The sequence below is a fragment of the Rathayibacter sp. AY1F8 genome (assembly GCF_002932165.1).
Classification (GTDB): Bacteria; Actinomycetota; Actinomycetes; order Actinomycetales; family Microbacteriaceae; genus Rathayibacter.
In genome coordinates, this window is sequence record NZ_PSVB01000003.1 from 56187 (window position 1) to 76088 (window position 19902).

Here is a 19902-nt window from a genome sequence, read left to right on the forward strand (position 1 = left end):
CGGAATCCGCTCGGCCTGCGAGGGCCGCACGGACGACACCGGGCAGGCGTCAACTGATTTAAACTACGGCCTGTTCCGTCACCGGTCAAATGTGGACGGCGCGAAACCTCGATCATGCACACGGGACACGGGGTTCCGCGCATTGACACGCGGGTGTCGCTGTGGTGGATTTGTCTCCCGTCGGCTCCGTTCGTTACGGTGTTGAGCCGCAGTTATCCACAGGTGGGATCCGCGTCCTCCCGCACCCGCACAGGCATCGCTCGAGGCCGGTGGACAACCCTGTGGAGAGAGCGGCACTCGAGACCCGGCTCCGCGCCCGGTCCGCGACGCCCCTGCAGCGGGCGGCGACGGGTCCGGCGGAGACGGCGATCCCGCAGCGACTTCACAGCGACAGCACCCAGGACCGGAGACAGATGGCAGACGACACGTCGATGGTCGACGCGTGGAACGTGATCCTCGGCGCACTGTCCCGGGACGAGCGGATCACCGCTCCCCTCTACGGGTTCGTCTCGCTCGTGGAGCCCAAGGGCATTATGGCGGGCACCTTCTACCTGGAGGTCCCGAACGAGTTCACCCGCGGGATGCTCGAGCAGCGCGTGCGCGTGCCCCTGCTCAGCGCGATCGGGACGCTCGACGACTCCTTCGGCGTCACGACGTTCGCCTTCGTGGTGAACCCCGACATCGAGCACGAGCCCCTCAGCTCCCCGTCGTCGCAGGAGTCGATGAACCCGTTCGAGCCGATCACCGCCTCCTCGGCGACGGTCGCGCCGACCCGCGGGGTCGAGGAGCTGCGGACCGTGCCGGCGACCGACACCCGGCTGAACCCGAAGTACAGCTTCGACAACTTCGTCATCGGAGGCTCCAACCGGTTCGCGCACGCCGCGGCCGTCGCGGTCGCCGAGGCTCCCGCCAAGGCCTACAACCCGCTCTTCGTCTACGGCGACTCCGGGCTCGGCAAGACGCACCTCCTCCACGCCATCGGCCACTACGCGATGAGCCTCTACCCGGGGATCCGCGTGCGGTACGTCTCGAGCGAGGAGTTCACGAACGACTTCATCAACTCGATCGCGAACAACCGGGGCAACGCCTTCCACGGCCGCTACCGCAACGTCGACATCCTCCTGATCGACGACATCCAGTTCCTGCAGGGGAAGGCGGAGACGCAGGAGGCGTTCTTCCACACCTTCAACCAGCTGCACGACCACAACAAGCAGGTCGTGATCACGTCCGATCTGCCGCCGAAGGCACTGACGGGCTTCGAGGACCGGATGCGCTCGCGCTTCGAGTGGGGCCTCATCACCGATGTGCAGGCTCCCGACCTCGAGACCCGCATCGCGATCCTCCGCAAGAAGGCGGTCAGCGAGAAGCTGCTCGTGCCCGACGACATCCTCGAGTTCATGGCGTCGAAGGTGTCGAGCAACATCCGCGAGCTCGAGGGGACGCTCATCCGCGTCACCGCGTTCGCGAGCCTGAACCGGACGCCGGTCGACATGTCGCTCGTGCAGACCGTGCTGAAGGACCTGATCACGCTCGACGAGGACAACGTCATCTCGCCGGTCGACATCATCAACCACACCGCGGACTACTTCAAGCTCACGGTCGACGACCTCTACGGCTCGTCGCGCTCGCAGGCCGTCGCCACCGCGCGCCAGATCGCCATGTACCTGTGCCGCGAGCTGACGAACCTCTCGCTGCCCAAGATCGGCCAGCTGTTCGGCAACCGCGACCACACCACGGTCATGTACGCGAACAAGAAGATCTCGGAGCTCATGAAGGAGCGCCGCAGCATCTACAACCAGGTCACCGAGCTGACCACCCGCATCAAGACGAACCGCTAGCCGGCAGTCGTACGGTCCCCGGGACCACCTGTCCCGGGTGGCGTGCCCCGGGGTCCATCGGCGTCCGTGCGCGGTGGTCGGGTAGTCGCTCCCCTTTCCTCGTGTGAGGGGAGGGAGCGACGGGGATCGCGGCGCGAGCAGCAGGACGTCGGTGTCGGCGCGCGTGGAGGTCAGGCGAAGGCGCTGGCGGGGGTCTCGATACGGCTCGCTGGGGCTACTCGACCAGCATGAACCGCACGTGCTCAAGGGGTCCGGGTGAGCGGCTGAGCGGCCGGCGTGCGATCGGACGGTGTCGATCCGCCGTGCGACGGCCAGGAGAGCAGCGCAGGGGAGAGGGAGCGCGCATCGTCTTCCGCGCCGCTCGGACGGCGCGAGCCGCGTTCGACGGTCTCCGTCGTGACCCGGAGACGTCGTCGACGGACTCCTCGACCCACCAGGCGGGCCTCGGACACGCCGCCTCGCGCGCCTCGGAGGGCCGATTTCCACAGTGTGAGGAACCTGTGGATAACTGTGGACAACCGCCTCGGGACTGTGCGCCGGGAGAGCCCGCCTGTGGAGGGCGACAGGTCGGCCCGGATCGCTCCACAGGGCGTCCACGGGCCCGCTCACACTCCCTCCACAGGGGCGGGTCCCTCCGATCCCACCCAGGAGTAGGGGTCCGAAGCGTTTTCCACAGTTTCCACACGTGTTAACACTGTTAACGCAGTTCTCTCTTTAATGAAGCCTCGACCGGCAACCTCTCCACAGCGGCTCGGGAGTGCTCGGCGGTCCACCCCCTTCCGAGCTCGTCGAGCCCGGCGGGTACGATGGGCGACGGTCTTCGTCCGCGACTCGTCAGGGGTGTACTCGTGAGGTTCCAAGCCAACCGCGATGTCTTCAGCGAGGCGGTGTCCTTCGCGGTCAAGCTGCTTCCGCAGCGCACGACCCTGCCGATCCTCTCCGGAGTCCTCATCGAGGCGACCTCCGAGGGTCTGACGCTGTCCTCCTTCGACTACGAGGTGTCCGCGCAGACGCAGATCGCGGCCGACGTGGAGGAGACGGGGACCGTGCTCGTCTCGGGCCGTCTGCTCGCCGACATCGCGAACCGCCTCCCCAACGCTCCCGTGCGCATCGCCACGGAGGAGTCGCGCGTCTCGGTCTCGGCCGGCTCGGCGCACTTCACGCTCCTGCAGATGCCCGTGGAGGAGTACCCGAGCATCCCCGAGATCGACGCCTCCACCGGCCTCGTCCCGGCCGACGCCTTCGCGGCCGCCGTCTCGCAGGTGGCGGTAGCCGCCTCCCGCGACGACGTGACCCCCGTCATCACCGGCGTGCAGCTCGAGATCACCGAGAACACGATCGGCCTCGTCGCGACGGACCGCTACCGCGTCGCCGTCCGCGAGATCGACTGGGACAACGGGGACAACCCCGCGCCCACCCAGCCGCTCACCGCCCTCGTGCCCGCGCGCACGCTGCAGGAGGTCGGCAAGACCTTCGGCCACTCCGGCACCGTCTCCGTCGCGATCACCAACCGCGACGAGCGCGAGCTGATCGCCTTCACCGCGGACCGCAAGACCGTCACGTCGCTGCTGATCAAGGGCAACTTCCCGCCCGTGAAGCGCCTCTTCCCCGCCTCCGTCGAGAACTACGCGGTCATGTCGACCAGCGACCTCATCGAGGCCACCCGCCGCGTCTCGCTCGTGCTCGAGCGCGAGGCGGCCCTCCGCTTCAGCTTCAGCAGCGACGGCCTCACCCTCGAGGCCATCGGCTCCGAGCAGGCGCAGGCGTCCGAGAGCATCGACGCGATCGTGACCGGCGACGACGTGGTCGTCTCGCTCAAGCCGCAGTTCCTGCTCGACGGCCTCGCCGCCGTCCACTCGGAGTTCGTGCGCATCGCGTTCACGAAGACCGAGAACCCCAACAAGCCCGGCCCCGTCCTGATCACCGCGCAGACCTCGCGGGAGCAGCCCGGCAGCGACAGCTACCGCTACCTGCTCCAGCCCAACCTGCTGCTGCGCTGACCACTCCCCGGATCGCAGAGCCGCGACCGCCCCGCTCCCGACGAGCGCCCGCCCGCCGGACAACGAATCCAGGAAGGTTCACCATGCACATCGGACTCGTCGGCCTCGGCAAGATGGGCGACAACATGCGCTCCCGCCTCCGCTCCAAGGGGCTCGAGGTCACCGGCTACGACCGCAATCCCGACGTCTCGGACGCGGCCTCTCTCGACGAGATGATCGCCGCACTCCCCTCGCCCCGCATCGTCTGGGTGATGGTGCCGGCCGGCGAGATCACCGACGCGGTCGTCAAGGACCTGTCGGAGAAGCTCAGCGAGGGCGACCTCGTCATCGACGGCGGCAACTCCCGCTTCACCGAGGACTTCAAGCACGACGCGCTGCTGAAGCCCAAGGGCATCCACTACATCGACGCGGGCGTCTCCGGCGGCGTCTGGGGACTCCAGAACGGCTACGGCCTGATGGTCGGCGGCCCGAAGGAGCTCGTCGAGTACGCCATGCCCGTCTTCGACGCGCTGCGCCCCGAGGGCCCCCGCGAGGAGGGCTTCGTCCACGTCGGCGAGGTCGGCGCCGGCCACTACGCGAAGATGGTCCACAACGGCATCGAGTACGCCCTGATGCAGGCGTTCGCCGAGGGCTACGAGCTGCTCGAGACCCGCAGCGACATCATCAAGGACGTCACCGGCACCTTCAAGGCCTGGCAGCGCGGCACGGTCGTGCGCTCCTGGCTGCTCGAGCTCCTCGTCCGCGCCCTCGAGCAGGACCCGGACTTCAAGAACATCGAGGGCTACGTGCAGGACTCGGGCGAGGGCCGCTGGACCATCGAGGAGGCCATCAACAACGCCGTCCCGGTGCCCACGATCAGCGCCTCGATCTTCGCCCGCTTCGTCTCCCGCCAGGAGGACTCCCCCGCGATGAAGGCCGTCGCAGCGCTCCGCAACCAGTTCGGCGGGCACTCCGTCAAGGCCGTCGACTGAGTGGGCTGGTGAGGACTGCCTCCGGCAGTCCTCACGGCGGTCGGCTTCCCGAGGGGGGCGCGTTCCGTAGAGCCGGTGACGGACGGCGGACTGCGGCCCGCCGCCCCCGTCAGGCAGGGATGCTCTCACGGAGGCGGCGGGCCTCCGGCCGCCTCCACCCTGCTACCGGGGTCGGGCGGCGAGCCTGCGGCCGCCTTCACGGGCGGGGACGGGGCTCGGCCGATCATGGTGAGCGAGTAGTGGCCCCGGAGGGGCGTATCGGGATCCGCGTCCCGGACGGTTCCGCCGCCGTGCCGGTCGAGTAGCCCGAAGGGGTGTGTCGAGACCGGGGGCGCAGGCCAGGCCGGCAGGGGGAGAGCGGACTGCAGGCGCCGGAGCGGGTGGATCGGCCGATCGGGACGGGCGAGGAGCCCGCAGGGGTGCAGGGAAGGCCCGCGACGACGGGTGGAGGAAAGGAGCGCGACGTGCAGGTGACGCAGCTGGCGCTCAGCGACTTCCGGAACTACGAGTCGGTCGACGTCGAGCTCGTGCCCGGACCGAACCTCTTCGTCGGCCGCAACGGCCAGGGCAAGACGAACCTCGTCGAATCGCTCGGCTACCTCTCCACCCTGGGCTCGCACCGCGTGTCGAGCGACCAGGCGCTCATCCGCGCCGGCCGGGACAGCGCCGTGGTGCGCGCCCGCCTCCGCAACGGCGAGCGCGACCTGCTGGCCGAGGTGCAGATCAACCGCTCCTCCCCCAACCGCGCGCAGATCAACCGCGGCGGGATCAAGCCGCGCGAGCTCCCCCGCTTCTTCTCCAGCGTCCTCTTCGCCCCGGAGGACCTCCTCCTCATCCGCGGCGACCCGTCGGCCCGCCGCCGCTTCCTCGACCAGCTGGTGATCCTCCGCTCCCCGCGGATGAGCGCCGTCCAGGCCGACTACGAGCGGGTGCTGCGCCAGCGCAACTCGCTGCTCAAGTCGGCGCGCGCGAGCGGCGTCCGCGACCCGTCGAAGCTCGGCACCCTCGACATCTGGGACGAGCGCCTGATCGCGCTCGGGACCGAGATCATGCAGTCGCGCCTCACCCTGGTGGAGGAGCTGAGCGGACCCGTGCGCGCCGCGTACGAGGCGGTCGCCGGTGCCGACCAGCGTCCGGTGCTCCGCTCCCGCCTGAGCATCGAGGGCGCGGTCGACGACGACGGCGAGCCCGTGGAGCAGCCGGGCGCCGCGTCACCGGCGGCGGGCGAGGGACTGGCGGAGGCGTTCGCGTCCGCCCTGGCCGGGGTGCGCCGCCGCGAGCTCGACCGGGGCGTCTCCCTCGTCGGCCCGCACCGCGACGACGTGCAGTTCGAGCTGAACGCGCTGCCGGCCAAGGGCTACGCCAGCCACGGCGAGAGCTGGTCGTTCGCCCTGGCGCTGAAGCTGGGCGCTGCGGAGCTGCTCCGGCGCGACTCCCCCATGGGCGATCCGGTGCTGATGCTCGACGACGTCTTCGCCGAGCTGGACGCGCGCCGGCGCGAGCGCCTCGCCTCGGTGGTCGCCGACTACGAGCAGGTCCTGATCACCGCGGCCGTCTTCGACGACGTCCCGGAGGCGCTGGCCGCGCACACCGTGCGGATCGAGGCCGGCCGGATCGTCGGCACGGGCGCCGCCGCCGCGCCGATCGCCGTGCCGGAGCCGACCGCACCCGACTCCGCCTCGTCCGATCCGGTGTCCTCCGACTCCCCTCTTCCCGATCCCGAGTCCTCCCGCTCCTCTTCTCCCGATCCGGTCTCGTCCGACTCCCCTTCTCCTGGTGTCGTCTCCTCCGCCGCGGCCTCCTCCTCGGAGCCCGCGTCCCCAGCGCCGGCGTCCACGGATCCCGCGTCCCCGGAGCCGCCCGCCCCCGCCCCGTCGGAGCCGGCCGATGGCTGACTCCCCCCGCCGCCGCGGAGCCCCCGCACCCGACTCCGAGGCCGCCCGCGTCTACCGCCACCTCAAGGAGGTGTTCGGCGCCGACGGCCCGCGCCGCATCCGGAAGACCGTCGAGCGCGCCGAGCCCAAGGGCGACGCGATCCCGTTCGGCAAGGGCCGCGACCCGCACGACCTCGGCGACGTCCTCGACTCCCTCACGGTGAAGCTCGGCTGGACGGCGCCGCTGGCGCAGGGCGACCTGATGTCGTCGTGGACGGCGATCGCCGGCGAGGAGACCGCGAAGCACTCGACTCCGGTGGGCGTCGTCGACGGCGTGCTGACGGTCGCGTGCGAGTCCACGGCGTGGTCGACGCAGCTCCGGCTGATGCGGATCGAGATCATGAACCACATCGCCGTGAACTTCCCCGACGCGGGCATCGCGTCGATCCGTTTCCAGGGCCCGGACGTCCCGAACTGGAAAAAGGGTCCCAGGTCGATTCCAGGGCGTGGTCCGCGCGACACCTACGGCTGAGGACGCATTTTCGGTCGACCGCCGATCTTTCGCGCCTCAGATCGCCGTCCAGCGCTTCGGATCGACCCGGCACGCGGTAGAATGGAGGGCCGCCGAACCGCAGTGACGCCGCCGCGCGGGCGATCTCCAGATCACCGTGCGCGTCGCGACGGACCGTCAGAGGAGAACTCCACAGCTATGACTCACGAGCCGAACGACTCCACGTCACCCGCAGCGAACGACCTGGACGCGAACGGCTCAGCAGCCCCCTCCGCTCCGCACGAGAGCATGTCGACCAAGTCGTCCGGTGACTACGGCGCGAACCAGATCCAGGTCCTCGAGGGCCTCGAGGCGGTCCGCAAGCGCCCCGGCATGTACATCGGATCCACGGGTCCGCGCGGTCTGCACCACCTGGTCTACGAGATCGTCGACAACGCCGTCGACGAGGCGCTCGCGGGCTACTGCGACAACATCGAGATCCTGATGCGCGCCGACGGAGGCGTCACCGTCTCCGACAACGGCCGCGGCATCCCGGTCGACATGCACCCGACCGAGGGCATCTCCACGGTCGAGCTGGTCCTCACCGTGCTGCACGCCGGCGGCAAGTTCGGCGGCGGCGGCTACGCGGTCTCCGGCGGCCTGCACGGCGTCGGCTCCTCCGTGGTCAACGCGCTGTCGACGCGACTCGACGTCGAGGTCAAGCGCCAGGGCGCCGTGTACCGGATGAGCTTCACCGACGGAGTGCCGGACGCCCCGCTCGAGAAGGGCGAGGCCAGCGACGAGACCGGCACGACGATCACCTTCTGGCCCAACGCCGGCATCTTCGAGACGGTCGAGTTCGACTACGAGACCCTGCGCGCGCGCTTCCAGCAGATGGCGTTCCTCAACAAGGGCCTGCGCATCGCGCTGACCGACCAGAACGAGGTCGAGTTCGAGGGGGAGGGCGAGAACGAGACCGAGGGCGACCGGACCGACGTCTTCCACTACGAGAAGGGCCTCGTCGACTACGTCGAGTACATCAACTCGCTGAAGAAGTCGGACCTCGTGCACTCCGAGATCATCGATTTCGAGTCCGAGGACACCGAGCGCCGCATCTCGCTCGAGGTCGCCATGCAGTGGACCACGGCCTACACCGAGAGCGTCCACACCTACGCGAACACCATCAACACCCACGAGGGCGGCACCCACGAGGAGGGCTTCCGCGCCGCGCTGACCACTCTGGTCAACCGCTACGCGCGCGCGAACAACCTGCTCAAGGAGAAGGACGAGAACCTCTCGGGCGACGACATCCGCGAGGGCCTCACCGCCGTCGTGTCGATCAAGCTCGGCGAGCCGCAGTTCGAGGGCCAGACCAAGACGAAGCTCGGCAACACCGAGGCGAAGGCGTTCGTGCAGCGCGTGGCCGGCGAGCAGCTGGCCGACTGGTTCGACCGCAACCCGAGCCAGGCGAAGGACATCATCCGCAAGGCGATCCAGGCGGCCTCCGCCCGTATGGCGGCGCGGAAGGCGCGCGAGACCGCCCGCCGCAAGGGCCTGCTCGAGGGCGGCGGCATGCCGGGCAAGCTCAAGGACTGCCAGTCCAAGGACCCGTCGATCTCCGAGATCTTCATCGTCGAGGGCGACTCGGCGGGAGGATCCGCGGTGCAGGGCCGCAATCCCGAGACGCAGGCGATCCTCCCCCTCCGCGGCAAGATCCTCAACGTCGAGAAGGCCCGGCTCGACCGCGCTCTCGGCAACAACGAGGTCCAGGCGATGATCACGGCGTTCGGCGCCGGCATCGGCGAGGACTTCAACCCCGACAAGGCGCGGTACCACAAGATCATCCTGATGGCCGACGCCGACGTCGACGGCCAGCACATCACGACGCTGCTGCTGACGCTCCTCTTCCGCTACATGCGCCCGCTGATCGACCTCGGCTACGTCTACCTCGCGCAGCCGCCGCTGTACCGCCTTAAGTGGTCGAACTCCCCGCACGAGTACGTCTACAGCGACCGCGAGCGCGACGCCCTGATCGCGCACGGCTCGGCGACCAACAAGCGCATGCCCAAGGAGAACGGCATCCAGCGCTACAAGGGCCTCGGCGAGATGGACTACAAGGAGCTGTGGGAGACCACGATGGACCCCGCCACGCGGACCCTCCTCCAGGTCACGCTCGACGACGCGGCCGCGGCCGACGAGATCTTCTCCACTCTCATGGGCGAGGACGTCGAGTCCCGCCGTTCCTTCATCCAGAAGAATGCGAAGGACGTGCGCTTCCTCGACATCTAGTGGTCGAGGAAGCGGACGTCCTTCGAAAGACGGCGGCCGGGCGGTCCAGTGGACCGTCCTCGCGACCACCTCGAACACGTGACGGCGGCCCTCGATGGGCCGCATCCTCGACCAGAACACGACAGAGGCCCTCACCGGCCCGCACACCGACGACACACCTGACACCCAGCGCGACCGCCGCCCCCGCTTCTCCGGGGCACGGACCCACCTGAGAGACCAGAGATCATGGCAGAAGAATCCACCACCCCCACCGGCCCGGACGAGAGCGACGACATCGTCACCGAGACCGGTGTGGTGATCCACGGTCACGACAAGATCGAGCCGGTCGACCTGCAGCTCGAGATGCAGCGCTCCTACCTCGACTACGCGATGAGCGTCATTGTCGGGCGCGCCCTGCCGGAGGTGCGCGACGGCCTGAAGCCCGTGCACCGCCGCGTGATCTACGCCATGTACGACGGCGGCTACCGTCCCGACAAGGCGTTCTCGAAGTGCTCGCGCGTCGTCGGCGACGTGATGGGCCAGTTCCACCCGCACGGCGACTCCGCGATCTACGACGCGCTGGTCCGCCTGGTGCAGCCGTGGAGCCTCCGCTACCCGCTCGCGCTCGGGCAGGGCAACTTCGGCTCCCCCGGCAACGACGGCGCCGCCGCCCCCCGGTACACCGAGACCAAGATGGCGCCGCTCGCGCTCGAGATGGTCCGCGACATCGACAAGAACACCGTCGACTTCCAGGACAACTACGACGGCCGCACGCGCGAGCCGGCGATCCTGCCGGCCCGGTTCCCGAACCTGCTCGTCAACGGCTCCGTCGGCATCGCGGTCGGCATGGCGACCAACATCCCGCCGCACAACCTGCGCGAGGTCGCCGCCGGCGCGAAGTGGGCGCTCGAGAACCCGGACGCGACGCGCGAGGAGCTCCTCGAGGCGCTGCTGCAGCGGATCAAGGGACCCGACTTCCCCACCGGTGCGCAGATCCTCGGCGTCCGCGGCATCCAGGACGCGTACCGCACCGGCCGCGGCTCGATCACGATGCGCGCCGTCGTCTCCATCGAGGAGATCCAGGGCCGCACCTGCCTCGTCGTCACCGAGCTGCCGTACCAGGTGAACCCGGACAACCTGGCGATCAAGATCGCCGAGCTGGTCAAGGACGGGCGCGTCTCGGGCATCGCCGACATCCGCGACGAGACCTCCGGTCGCACCGGCCAGCGCCTCGTCGTCGTCCTCAAGCGCGACGCCGTGGCGAAGGTGGTGCTGAACAACCTCTACAAGCACACGCCGCTGCAGGAGAACTTCGGCGCGAACATGCTCGCGATCGTCGACGGCATCCCGCGCACGCTCTCGCTCGACGGCTTCATCCGCGCGTGGGTCGACCACCAGGTCGAGGTCATCGTGCGCCGCACCCAGTACCTCCTCGACGAGGCGGAGGCGCGGATCCACATCCTGCGCGGCTACCTCAAGGCGCTCGACGCGCTCGACGAGGTCATCGCCCTCATCCGCCGCTCCCCCACCGTGGAGGAGGCGCGCGACGGCCTGATGGAGCTGCTCGACATCGACGAGGTGCAGTCCCGCGCCATCCTCGACATGCAGCTGCGCCGCCTCGCGGCCCTCGAGCGCCAGAAGATCATCGACGAGCACGACCGGATCCAGGCCGAGATCGAGGACTACAAGTCGATCCTCGCGAGCCCGGAGCGCCAGCGCACGATCATCTCGGACGAGCTCGACGAGATCGTCGACCGCTTCGGCGACGACCGCCGCACCGAGATCCTCTTCGGGTTCGACGGCGACATGAGCGTCGAGGACCTGATCCCCGAGGAGGAGATGGTCGTCACCGTCACCCGCGGCGGCTACCTCAAGCGCACCCGGAGCGACTCCTACCGGGCGCAGCACCGCGGCGGCCGCGGTGTGCGCGGCGCGCAGCTGAAGGCCGACGACATCGTCGAGCACTTCTTCGTCACCACTACGCACCACTGGCTCCTGTTCTTCACGAACACCGGCCGCGTGTACCGCGCCAAGACCTACGAGCTGCAGGAGGCCGGCCGCGACGCCAAGGGCCAGCACATCGCGAACCTGCTCGCGCTCGAGCCGGGGGAGCAGATCGCGCAGATCCTCGACATCCGCGACTACGAGGCGGCCCGCTACCTCGTGCTCGCCACGCGCGACGGCCTCGTGAAGAAGACGGCCCTCTCGGAGTACGACACGAACCGCTCCGGCGGCATCATCGCGATCAAGCTGCGCGACGGCGACGAGCTCGTCTCGGCGCTCCTGGTCGAGGAGGACAGCGACGTGCTGCTGGTCTCCCGCAAGGGCATGTCGATCCGCTTCACCGCGTCCGACGAGGCGCTGCGTCCGATGGGCCGCTCCACCTCCGGAGTCCGCGGCATGTCGTTCCGCGGAGAGGACCGCCTCCTCGACGCCAACGTCGTCAGCGACGAGGGCTTCGTGTTCGTGGTCACCGAGGGCGGCTACGCCAAGCGCACCGCGGTCGACCAGTACCGCCTCCAGGGACGCGGCGGGCTGGGTATCAAGGTGGCCAAGCTGGAGGAGAAGCGCGGCGACCTCGTGGGCGCCATCATCACCGGAGAGGACGACGAGGTGCTCGTCGTGCTCGCCAGCGGCAAGGTGGTACGCTCTGCGGTGGCCGAGGTACCGGCCAAGGGTCGCGACACCATGGGAGTCGTCTTCGCACGATTCGCTGAGGACGACCGCATCATCGCACTCGCCAAGAACACCGAACGCAATCTCGACGCCCAGGACGAGGATCCCGACGCCGCGGCGCCGGCCGAGTCCGCCCCGGTGTCGGAGGAGGATAGGTCCGTAGATGAGTAGCACCGTCGCCGAGAAGCTCGCCAGGAAGTCCGCGAAGAGCCCGGCGGCGAAGCAGGTCCGCCTGAAGCTGGTCTACGTCGACTTCTGGTCGGCCGTGAAGCTCTCGTTCCTGCTGGGTCTGACGCTCGCGATCATCACGATCGTCGTCGTCTACCTGGTCTACACGGTCCTGGCCCAGACGGGAGTGTTCGACGAGGTCAACGGCCTCGTGCAGGACATCGCCGGCGCCGAGGCGTTCGACCTCAACACGATCATCTCGCTGCCGCAGGTCATGGGCTTCGCGATCGTCGTCGCGGTGCTGAACACCATCGTCACCACCGCGCTCGGCGCGATCGTGGCGCTGCTGTACAACCTCAGCGTCAAGATCACCGGCGGCCTCCTGGTGGGCTTCACCAACCAGTAGGGCGCACGGTCCGGCCGATTGGGATTCCTGCTCGATGTCGGGTAGAGTCTCCTCTGGCCATTCCGGGGGTATAGCTCAGGCGGTTAGAGCGCTTCACTGATAATGAAGAGGTCCCAGGTTCAAGTCCTGGTACCCCCACCCGGTCCGAACGGCCCGTCACCTCGCGGTGGCGGGCCGTTCGACTCTCGGAGACGGATCGCCCCGTCTCCGGCCCGGGGCCTTAGCTCAGTTGGTAGAGCGCCTGCTTTGCAAGCAGGATGTCAGGAGTTCGAATCTCCTAGGCTCCACACTTCCTCCCCGCTCGCGGGTGCTCCCCTCACAGGCCCTTCTGGTCTCCCGGCCCACGGCACTCCGGGTCCTCCGCCGTCGCGGGGTCACCGTGTCGAGGTATTCGGCGGCCTCTCCTGTCGCCCGCCGCGCGGCCATGCGATCGAGGCCGCCGCTCGGACGGCCGAGCCGCCCGCTCAGCGGTCCACGCAGGCGAGGCCGAGGAACTGCTGGACCGAGAGGGTCTCGGACGTGCCGTCGCGGATGTCGCCGACGATGATCTCGCCGACGGAGAGCGTGTCGAACTGCTCGGCCGTGAAGACGACCGGGCGGGCGAGCACGGAGCGGTCGGTCGCGTAGGCGCCCAGCGCGAGGTCGACGCCGAGCGGGAACCGCTCGATCACCGTGTCGGCCGGCCAGACCGTGGATCCGGAGAGGTCGGTCGCGCCCAGCTGCGTGACCGGTGACGGGGAGACCCAGCGGGTGACCCTCCGCAGCCCGTCGCCGATGGTCAGGGGGGCGGAGTCGGAGGCGGCGAGGTCGAGGCCGTCGACGGATCCCGAGCACACGACGACGACGCCGAGGACCTCGCCGCGCTCGCCGCCCCGTCCGAGCCCGACCGCGGCCGTGGTCACCGGCTCCTCGGAGGCGCATCCCGAGAGCGCGAGGGCGCCGAGCAGAACGACGGTGCTCGCGAGCGCAGCGCGACGGTGCATGGGTCCTCCCGCGGCCACCCTACGTGGGCAGGGCGAGGGCCAGAGCGGCGAGAGCCTGCGGAAGGGAGGGAGCGCCCTCCGCCCGGAAGACCACCTCTCCGGCCGTATCGCGCACGACGACGGTGGGGGTCGAGCGGACACCGGCGGCCTCGGCCTCGACGGGGTGGAAGGCCACGTCGCGCTCGCGGATCTCGGCGGCGGGGACGAGCTCCGCGGCCCGCTCCAGCACCGAGCGCGCGGCATGGCAGGCGCCGCAGAAGGCGGAAGTGTAGAGCTCGACGATCACGACGAAGGGAACGCCGGGGCGCGGCCGGGGATTCCCGGGCACCGTCAGCGGAGGAGCCAGGCCTCGTTCATGGTCAGGGCCGCGTCGACGAGCTCGACGCGCTCCAGCTCCTCGACGTCGCTCAGGGGGAACCAGGCGGCGGCGTCCGTGGAGCCGTCCACCTCGTGCGTGAGCTCGCCGCCCACGATGCGGGCGCGGTAGACGACGCGGATGGCGTGCAGGGGGCCGGCCTCGGGATCGCTGCGCCGGTGCGCGGGGATCACGTGCGAGTCCACGCCGATGAGGGCCTCGAGCTCGGCACGGTAGCCCGTCTCCTCGAAGATCTCGCGGACCGCGGCGTCGGCGGGCGACTCGCCCTCGTCGATCCCGCCGCCCGGAAGCGTCCAGGCCGACCACGGCCCCTGGCTCCAGTGCGCGAGCAGCATCCGCTCGCCGTCGATGATCACGCCGTACGCGGCGACCCGGATGTCCACCGCAGAAGCCTAACCCGGGCATGCGAAGGAGCCGGACCCCCTGAGGGGCCCGGCTCCGGCGACGAGAACGTCAGGAAGCGGTCGAGGCCGCGTTCTGCGCGGCGCTCTGCGGCTCGTCCTCGGCGACCCACAGCTCGTCGTCGGCGCGGAACGTCTGCCAGACGGCGTAGCCGATGCCGCCGACGGCGACCAGCGCGGCGCCGATCGCGAAGACCGTGCCGACCTTGCTCTTCTTCTTCGGGGGAGTGGTGAGCTCCTCCCAGCGCGCCTTCGAGATCTCGGCGAGCTTCGCGCGGTTCTTCGAGTCCTTGGCGGCCTCGAAGGCGGCGGCAGCCGTGCCGCCCACAGCGGCGAAGGTCGGGACGACCTTGTGCTTGTAGGCGTGGCGGGCCGAGGAGTACGTGCCCTCGACGGCCGAGACGCCGTTGTCGTAGACCGGCTTGACGCGCGAGTCGTACGTGTCCTTGACGAAGGGGACGAGCTCCTTCTTGGCGTACTTCGACGCGTGGCGGCGGCTCTTCTCGAGCACGGAGGCCGCGTGCGCCAGCACCTCCTGCTGCTCGCCCCAGACCGCCTCGGCGTTCTTGCGAAGACGCTTGAGGTCCTTCTTGTGCTTACGTGACAGACCCATGTTGGTCCTCCATCGGCTACGAGCAGCGAACGCCTCAATACTGCCACTCATCGATCGGCGTCCGCATCGCGCACCCAGCGCATTGACACCGGGCGTTGCAGGGGCCTACAGACGCGCTGTGCGAGAATCGGAGCATGCCTTTGCACACCGCAGTCGCGACGTTCCACACCAACAAGGGCGACATCGTCGTCAACCTCTACGGGAACCACGCTCCCAAGACGGTCCGCAACTTCGTCGGTCTCGCGACCGGCGACATCGAGTGGACCCACCCCGCCACGGGTGCGAAGACGAAGGAGCCGCTCTACAACGGCACCGTCTTCCACCGCATCATCCCCGACTTCATGCTCCAGGGCGGCGACCCGCTCGGTCAGGGCATCGGCGGCCCGGGGTACCAGTTCGACGACGAGATCAACTCGGAGCTCGACTTCACCCAGCCCTACATCCTCGCGATGGCGAACGCCGGCAAGCAGGCGGGCCGCGGCACCAACGGCTCGCAGTTCTTCATCACCGTGGCGCCGACCACCTGGCTCCAGGGCAAGCACACCATCTTCGGCGCCGTCGCCGACGAGGAGTCGAAGAAGCTCGTGCAGTCGCTCTCGGCTGTTCCCACCGACGGCCGTGACAAGCCGCTCGAGGACGTCGTGATCGAGAGCGTCGAGATCACCGAGGTCTGATCGCCTCATCCACCACTCATTCGAGGGCCGGGTCCGTCAGGGCCCGGCCCTCGTTCTCCCCGGAGGCACGTCCGTGACCCAGGTCCCGCCGAGCAGCACCTACTCCTGCTACCGACACCCCGACCGGCAGAGCTTCGTGCGCTGCCAGCGGTGCGGCCGCACCATCTGCGGCGAGTGCCAGACGCCGGCTCCGGTCGGCGTGATCTGCCCGGACGACATGGCGCAGCAGCGCGCCACCGCGCCGCGCACCCGCGGTCCCCTCCTCTCCCGCGTGCGGGCCATGACCCGTGCCGACCAGCCGACGGTGACCTACGCGATCATCGCGCTCTGCATCGTGCTGTGGATCGTCGAGATCCTCCCCTTCGTCGGGGGGCCGGCGGTCAACGCGCTCCTGTACGCCCCCGCCTACACGCTCCCCGGCTTCGGCGCCGGCTTCGAGCCGTGGCGGATGCTCACTTCGGTGTTCCTCCACAGCACGTCGCTCTTCATCGTCATCCCGTTCCACCTGGTGCTGAACATGTACACGCTGTGGGTGTTCGGCATGGTGCTCGAGCGCATGCTGGGCCGCGGGCGCTACCTCACCCTCTTCCTCCTGAGCGGTTTCGCCGGGTCGGTGGGCGTCCTGCTCCTCGCGAACCCGCTGACCCCGGTGATCGGCGCCTCCGGTGCGATCTTCGGGCTGATGGGCGCGTACCTGGTGATCCTCCGGCATCTGGGCGGTCAGGCGTCGCAGCTGCTGGTGCTGGTCGGACTGAACCTCGTCATCGGCTTCCTGCCCGGGATGAACGTGGCGTGGCAGGCGCACGTCGGCGGTCTGGTGGCCGGCGCGCTCATCGGGCTGGTCTTCACGAAGACCCGGCAGCGCGCCCAGCGGCGCACGCAGAACCTCCTCGTCGGGCTCATCGGAGTCGGACTGGTCGCGATCACCGCCGGCGCCTACGTCCTCGGCTGATCCCTCCCCCTCCCGCAGCGGCGGGTCCGGCAGTGCCTCGCGCACTCCCGGGCCCGCCGCTTCGTCGTTCCCGCGGCGACCGTCTCCACCGCTGTCCACAGGTGCTCTCAACAGGTGGGGAGGAAGTTATCCACAGAGTTGTTAACACTGGGGAGAACGTCCCGGGTGTCCTCCTCGGGAGGACGATCCGGGGACGGCGGCGCGTCCGAGGACCGGCGGACTGGTGCCGATCGGGGCCCTCCTCGCCTCGAGCAGGCCAGCGCGGAGGGGACCGCGGAGTTCTCCACAGGAGATTCCACAGCTGGGGATAATTACAGCGGTGTAGTTCTTCGGCGGACGGCCACCAGGGCGGTCGCCTCACGGTCGTCGTCGCGGTGCACCGAGGTGGCGAACCCGGCCGCCTGGAACGCGGAGGCACTCGCCGCGGCCTGATCCGCGCCGACCTCGATCACGACGACGCCGTGGGGTGCGAGCCACGCTCCCGCCTCCTGAGCGATGCGGCGGTGCAGGGCGAGCCCGTCCGACCCGCCGTCGAGCGTGAGCATCGGCTCGTGCACCCGGGCCTCCGGCGGCATGAGCGCGATCGCGGCGGTGGGGACGTAGGGGGCGTTGACGACGACGACGTCGATCCGCCCGCGCTCACTCCCGGGGAGCGCGTCGAAGAGGTCGCCCTCGTGGACGTCGGCGCGGCCTGCGAGCGTGCGGCGCGCGCAGGCGACGGCGGCGGGGGAGAGGTCGGCCGCGAGCAGGCGGACGTCCGGCCGCTCCTCCGCGATCGACCGGGCGAGCGCGCCGGATCCGCAGCAGAGGTCGAGCAACACCGCGCCGTCCGGGAGGACCTCCAGGGCGCAGTCGACCAGCCACTCGGTGCGCACGCGGGGCACGAAGACGCCGGGTGCGACGGGGACGCGCAGGCCGCGGAAGGCGACCCAGCCGAGGATCTGCTCGAGGGGCTCGCCCGTCTCGCGGCGACGGAGCAGCAGCTCGAGGTCGGAGGGGGAGTCGGCGGCCTCCTCGAGCAGGCCCGCCTCCTCCTCAGCGAAGACGCAGCCGGCGGTGCGCAGACGCTCCACCGACGACGAACGCCCCGTCGGCGGACCGGACGGGGCGTCGTTCACGACTGGGGGAGGCTCAGCGCCAGCGCGTCGTCATCAGGAAGCCGATGAACGCGATGCCGAAGCCGATCAGGATGTTGAGGTTGCCGAGATCGGGGATCGGCAGGGTGCCCTGGCTCACGTAGAAGACGATGATCCAGGCGAGTCCGAGCAGCATGAAGCCGAACATCACCGGCTTGAACCAGACCGGATTCGGTGCGTTCTCGCCGGTCCGGGCCTCGTCGCGCTCGGGCTTCGGGCTCTTCGTCGCTCGTGCCATGCCGACCACTGTACCTGGCGGAGGCTCCGGGCCGGGAGCACCGGGGCTGCGCGGGTGCTGTGCGGACTCGCGGAGCGGCCGGTGCAGGCGCTCGAGTGGTCCCATCGGCCCTCCTCAGGCGGCGACTCGGGAGGGCTCTCCACAGGTCCGGATCATGCGCCACAGCCGGTCACGGCTCGCGCCTAGACTCGTCGCATGACCGCCCAGAACCCCGACGGGGCGGCTCTGCGGCCGCGAGCGAAGCGACGGAGGGCCCGCCCGGTCCGACGACTCTCGTTCTTCGGAGTCGTCGGCGAGCTCCTGATGACCGCCGGCGTCCTGGTCCTGCTCTTCCTGGCCTGGCAGCTCTGGTGGAACGACGCGGTGATCGCGGGCCGGCAGACGACGCAGGCGGCGGAGCTCCGCGAGACCTGGGGCGATTCCTCTCCGGCACCGCAGCCGACCGAGGCCGCCCCGGCGGAGCCGGTCGTCGCGTCGGTCGCCGCCCTCGACTCCTCCTTCGGCAACCTCTACATCCCGCGCTACGGCGAGGGGTGGGTGCGCACGATCGCCGAGGGCATCGACGCCGAGAACGTGCTCGACGAGGGGAGCATCGGCCACTACCCCGGGACGCAGATGCCCGGGCAGGCCGGCAACTTCGCGCTCGCCGCGCACCGCAGCGCGTACGGCGGAGGCATGCACCTGATCGACGAGCTCCAGCTCGGCGATCCGATCTACATCGAGACGGCGGACGGCTGGTACACCTACCGCTTCCGCAACCTCGAGTACGTCCAGCCCTCCGACGTCCAGGTGATCGACCCGGTCCCGTGGACTCCGGACGCGGCTCCGACCGACCGCCTGATCACGCTGACGAGCTGCAACCCGCTCTACTCGACGGCCGAGCGGATCATCGCGTACGGCGTCTTCGACTCGTTCCAGCCGCGGTCCGCGGGCGCCCCCGCCGAGATCACCGCCTCGCTGGCTCAGGAGGGCTGACCGTGTACGCAGCGCTGTGGCGTCTTCTGCCCGGGCCGTGGTGGGTCCGGCTCCTGATCGTCCTCGTCCTCGTCGCGGCGGTCCTGGTCGCGCTCGACGAGTGGGTGTTCCCCTGGGTGCAGTCGCTCGTGCTCGACCGGAACGTGACCGTCGGCTCGTGACCGCCGGCGCGGCCCCGCGGATCCTGGTCGTCGACCACCACGACAGCTTCGTCTTCACGCTCGTCTCGTATCTCCGCGAGCTCGGTGCCGAGGTCGACGTGGTCGAGGGCGACGACCTCGGCACGACGGCGCTCCTGGCTCGCGCGGAGGAGGCGGACGGAGTCCTGGTCTCACCCGGGCCGGGCCGTCCCGGGGACGTCCCCGCGTCGACGGCGCTCGTGCAGCGGGCGGAGGCGACCGGGCGGCCGCTGCTCGGAGTCTGCCTCGGCCACCAGGTGCTCGCCCACGCTCTCGGTGCCCGCGTCACGGAGGCGCCGGAGCTGCTGCACGGCCGGACGTCCGCGGTCCTCCACGACGGAGATCCGCTCTTCGACGGCCTGCCCTCCGGATTCGCCGCGATGCGGTACCACTCGCTCGCGGTCGACGGTGAGAGCCTTCCCGAGGAGCTGCGGGTGACGGCGCGGACACCGGAGGGAGTGGTCATGGCCGTCCGGCACCGGAGTGCTCCGCTCGTGGGCGTGCAGTTCCATCCGGAGTCGGTCCTCACCGAGGGCGGGCGGCGCCTTCTCGAGAACTGGCTGCGCGAGGTGAGGCCGGGCGGAGCGTCCGTATCGGCCGACGACACGCCCGGACTCTCGATCCCGGCTCGATGAATTGGAATTCGCCGGGCTTATCGGGCTCGTTATCGAGTCGAGAGCATTG

The 19902-nt window shown here is 69.8% G+C and carries 18 protein-coding genes, 2 tRNA genes and 1 pseudogene; 15 read left to right on the forward strand and 6 right to left on the reverse strand.

Features of this window, described 5'->3' with window-relative positions; translation table 11 throughout:
- Positions 1 to 533: 533 nt before the first annotated feature.
- The 10 genes and pseudogenes from dnaA (at position 534) to C5C35_RS03560 (ending at position 12978) form a co-directional block, all read left to right on the forward strand.
- Positions 534 to 1838, forward strand: coding sequence for a chromosomal replication initiator protein DnaA (gene dnaA / locus C5C35_RS03515; RefSeq protein ID WP_374952921.1), 1305 nt, complete (start codon positions 534 to 536; stop codon positions 1836 to 1838).
- A gap of 848 nt (positions 1839 to 2686) precedes the next feature.
- Positions 2687 to 3838: a DNA polymerase III subunit beta gene (gene dnaN, locus C5C35_RS03520; protein ID WP_104222678.1), complete on the forward strand. Its 1152-nt coding sequence runs from the start codon at positions 2687 to 2689 to the stop codon at positions 3836 to 3838.
- Between the two features lie 83 nt (positions 3839 to 3921).
- Positions 3922 to 4809: a phosphogluconate dehydrogenase (NAD(+)-dependent, decarboxylating) gene (gene gnd, locus C5C35_RS03525; RefSeq protein WP_104222677.1), complete on the forward strand. Its 888-nt coding sequence runs from the start codon at positions 3922 to 3924 to the stop codon at positions 4807 to 4809.
- A 464-nt stretch (positions 4810 to 5273) separates the two neighbouring features.
- Positions 5274 to 6434, forward strand: a pseudogene (gene recF, locus C5C35_RS03530) (DNA replication/repair protein RecF); the annotation flags it as partial.
- Positions 6435 to 6696: 262 nt separating this feature from the next.
- The gene (locus tag C5C35_RS03535; RefSeq protein ID WP_104262577.1) at positions 6697 to 7215 is read left to right on the forward strand and encodes a DUF721 domain-containing protein; all 519 of its coding nucleotides are present in this window, start codon (positions 6697 to 6699) and stop codon (positions 7213 to 7215) included.
- A 267-nt stretch (positions 7216 to 7482) separates the two neighbouring features.
- Complete coding sequence (gene gyrB / locus C5C35_RS03540; RefSeq protein ID WP_208543372.1) at positions 7483 to 9462, forward strand: DNA topoisomerase (ATP-hydrolyzing) subunit B; 1980 nt, start codon at positions 7483 to 7485, stop codon at positions 9460 to 9462.
- 225 nt (positions 9463 to 9687) lie between these two features.
- Positions 9688 to 12288: a DNA gyrase subunit A gene (gene gyrA, locus C5C35_RS03545; RefSeq protein WP_104262578.1), complete on the forward strand. Its 2601-nt coding sequence runs from the start codon at positions 9688 to 9690 to the stop codon at positions 12286 to 12288.
- Positions 12281 to 12691: a DUF3566 domain-containing protein gene (locus C5C35_RS03550; RefSeq protein WP_104222673.1), complete on the forward strand. Its 411-nt coding sequence runs from the start codon at positions 12281 to 12283 to the stop codon at positions 12689 to 12691. Before gyrA ends, C5C35_RS03550 begins: the two co-directional genes overlap by 8 nt.
- A gap of 64 nt (positions 12692 to 12755) precedes the next feature.
- Positions 12756 to 12829 (forward strand) — tRNA-Ile (locus tag C5C35_RS03555).
- Between the two features lie 76 nt (positions 12830 to 12905).
- Positions 12906 to 12978 (forward strand) — tRNA-Ala (locus C5C35_RS03560).
- A 177-nt stretch (positions 12979 to 13155) separates the two neighbouring features.
- Here the strand turns inward: C5C35_RS03560 and C5C35_RS03565 are convergent.
- The 4 genes from C5C35_RS03565 to C5C35_RS03580 all read right to left on the reverse strand — a co-directional run bounded on the left by C5C35_RS03565 (position 13156) and on the right by C5C35_RS03580 (position 15064).
- A complete protein-coding gene (locus C5C35_RS03565) occupies positions 13156 to 13674 on the reverse strand; it encodes a hypothetical protein (RefSeq protein ID WP_104222672.1) in 519 nt (172 codons plus the stop codon).
- 19 nt (positions 13675 to 13693) lie between these two features.
- A complete protein-coding gene (locus C5C35_RS03570) occupies positions 13694 to 13960 on the reverse strand; it encodes a thioredoxin family protein (RefSeq protein WP_104247569.1) in 267 nt (88 codons plus the stop codon).
- A gap of 44 nt (positions 13961 to 14004) precedes the next feature.
- Positions 14005 to 14433, reverse strand: coding sequence for an NUDIX hydrolase (locus tag C5C35_RS03575; protein ID WP_104222671.1), 429 nt, complete (start codon positions 14431 to 14433; stop codon positions 14005 to 14007).
- Positions 14434 to 14503: 70 nt separating this feature from the next.
- The gene (locus C5C35_RS03580) at positions 14504 to 15064 is read right to left on the reverse strand and encodes a hypothetical protein (protein ID WP_104247539.1); all 561 of its coding nucleotides are present in this window, start codon (positions 15062 to 15064) and stop codon (positions 14504 to 14506) included.
- Between the two features lie 134 nt (positions 15065 to 15198).
- Here C5C35_RS03580 and C5C35_RS03585 point away from each other — a divergent pair, with 134 nt between their 5' ends.
- Both C5C35_RS03585 and C5C35_RS03590 read left to right on the forward strand, forming a co-directional pair.
- Positions 15199 to 15738 carry a peptidylprolyl isomerase gene (locus tag C5C35_RS03585; protein ID WP_104222669.1) on the forward strand — a complete coding sequence of 180 codons (540 nt, stop codon included), beginning with the start codon at positions 15199 to 15201 and terminating at the stop codon, positions 15736 to 15738.
- A 73-nt stretch (positions 15739 to 15811) separates the two neighbouring features.
- Positions 15812 to 16690, forward strand: a complete 879-nt coding sequence (locus C5C35_RS03590) for a rhomboid family intramembrane serine protease (RefSeq protein WP_104222668.1) — start codon at positions 15812 to 15814, stop codon at positions 16688 to 16690.
- Positions 16691 to 17001: 311 nt separating this feature from the next.
- On the opposite strand, the gene C5C35_RS03595 is transcribed toward C5C35_RS03590, so the two are convergent.
- Both C5C35_RS03595 and C5C35_RS03600 read right to left on the reverse strand, forming a co-directional pair.
- Positions 17002 to 17808, reverse strand: coding sequence for a putative protein N(5)-glutamine methyltransferase (locus C5C35_RS03595; protein ID WP_181134119.1), 807 nt, complete (start codon positions 17806 to 17808; stop codon positions 17002 to 17004).
- Positions 17809 to 17821: 13 nt separating this feature from the next.
- Positions 17822 to 18064 (reverse strand): cell division protein CrgA, encoded by a 243-nt coding sequence (locus tag C5C35_RS03600; protein ID WP_104222667.1) that lies wholly within the window; start codon positions 18062 to 18064, stop codon positions 17822 to 17824.
- A gap of 195 nt (positions 18065 to 18259) precedes the next feature.
- Between C5C35_RS03600 and C5C35_RS03605 the strand changes: the two genes are divergently transcribed.
- Genes C5C35_RS03605 through C5C35_RS03610 form a run of 3 tightly spaced genes read left to right on the forward strand, consistent with a single transcriptional unit; the run spans position 18260 to position 19853 of the window.
- Positions 18260 to 19039: a class E sortase gene (locus tag C5C35_RS03605; protein WP_104262580.1), complete on the forward strand. Its 780-nt coding sequence runs from the start codon at positions 18260 to 18262 to the stop codon at positions 19037 to 19039.
- A gap of 2 nt (positions 19040 to 19041) precedes the next feature.
- The gene (locus C5C35_RS16880; RefSeq protein ID WP_167299010.1) at positions 19042 to 19200 is read left to right on the forward strand and encodes a hypothetical protein; all 159 of its coding nucleotides are present in this window, start codon (positions 19042 to 19044) and stop codon (positions 19198 to 19200) included.
- Positions 19197 to 19853: an aminodeoxychorismate/anthranilate synthase component II gene (locus tag C5C35_RS03610; RefSeq protein ID WP_104262581.1), complete on the forward strand. Its 657-nt coding sequence runs from the start codon at positions 19197 to 19199 to the stop codon at positions 19851 to 19853. The genes C5C35_RS16880 and C5C35_RS03610 overlap by 4 nt, the downstream gene beginning before the upstream one ends.
- Positions 19854 to 19902 lie beyond the last annotated feature (49 nt).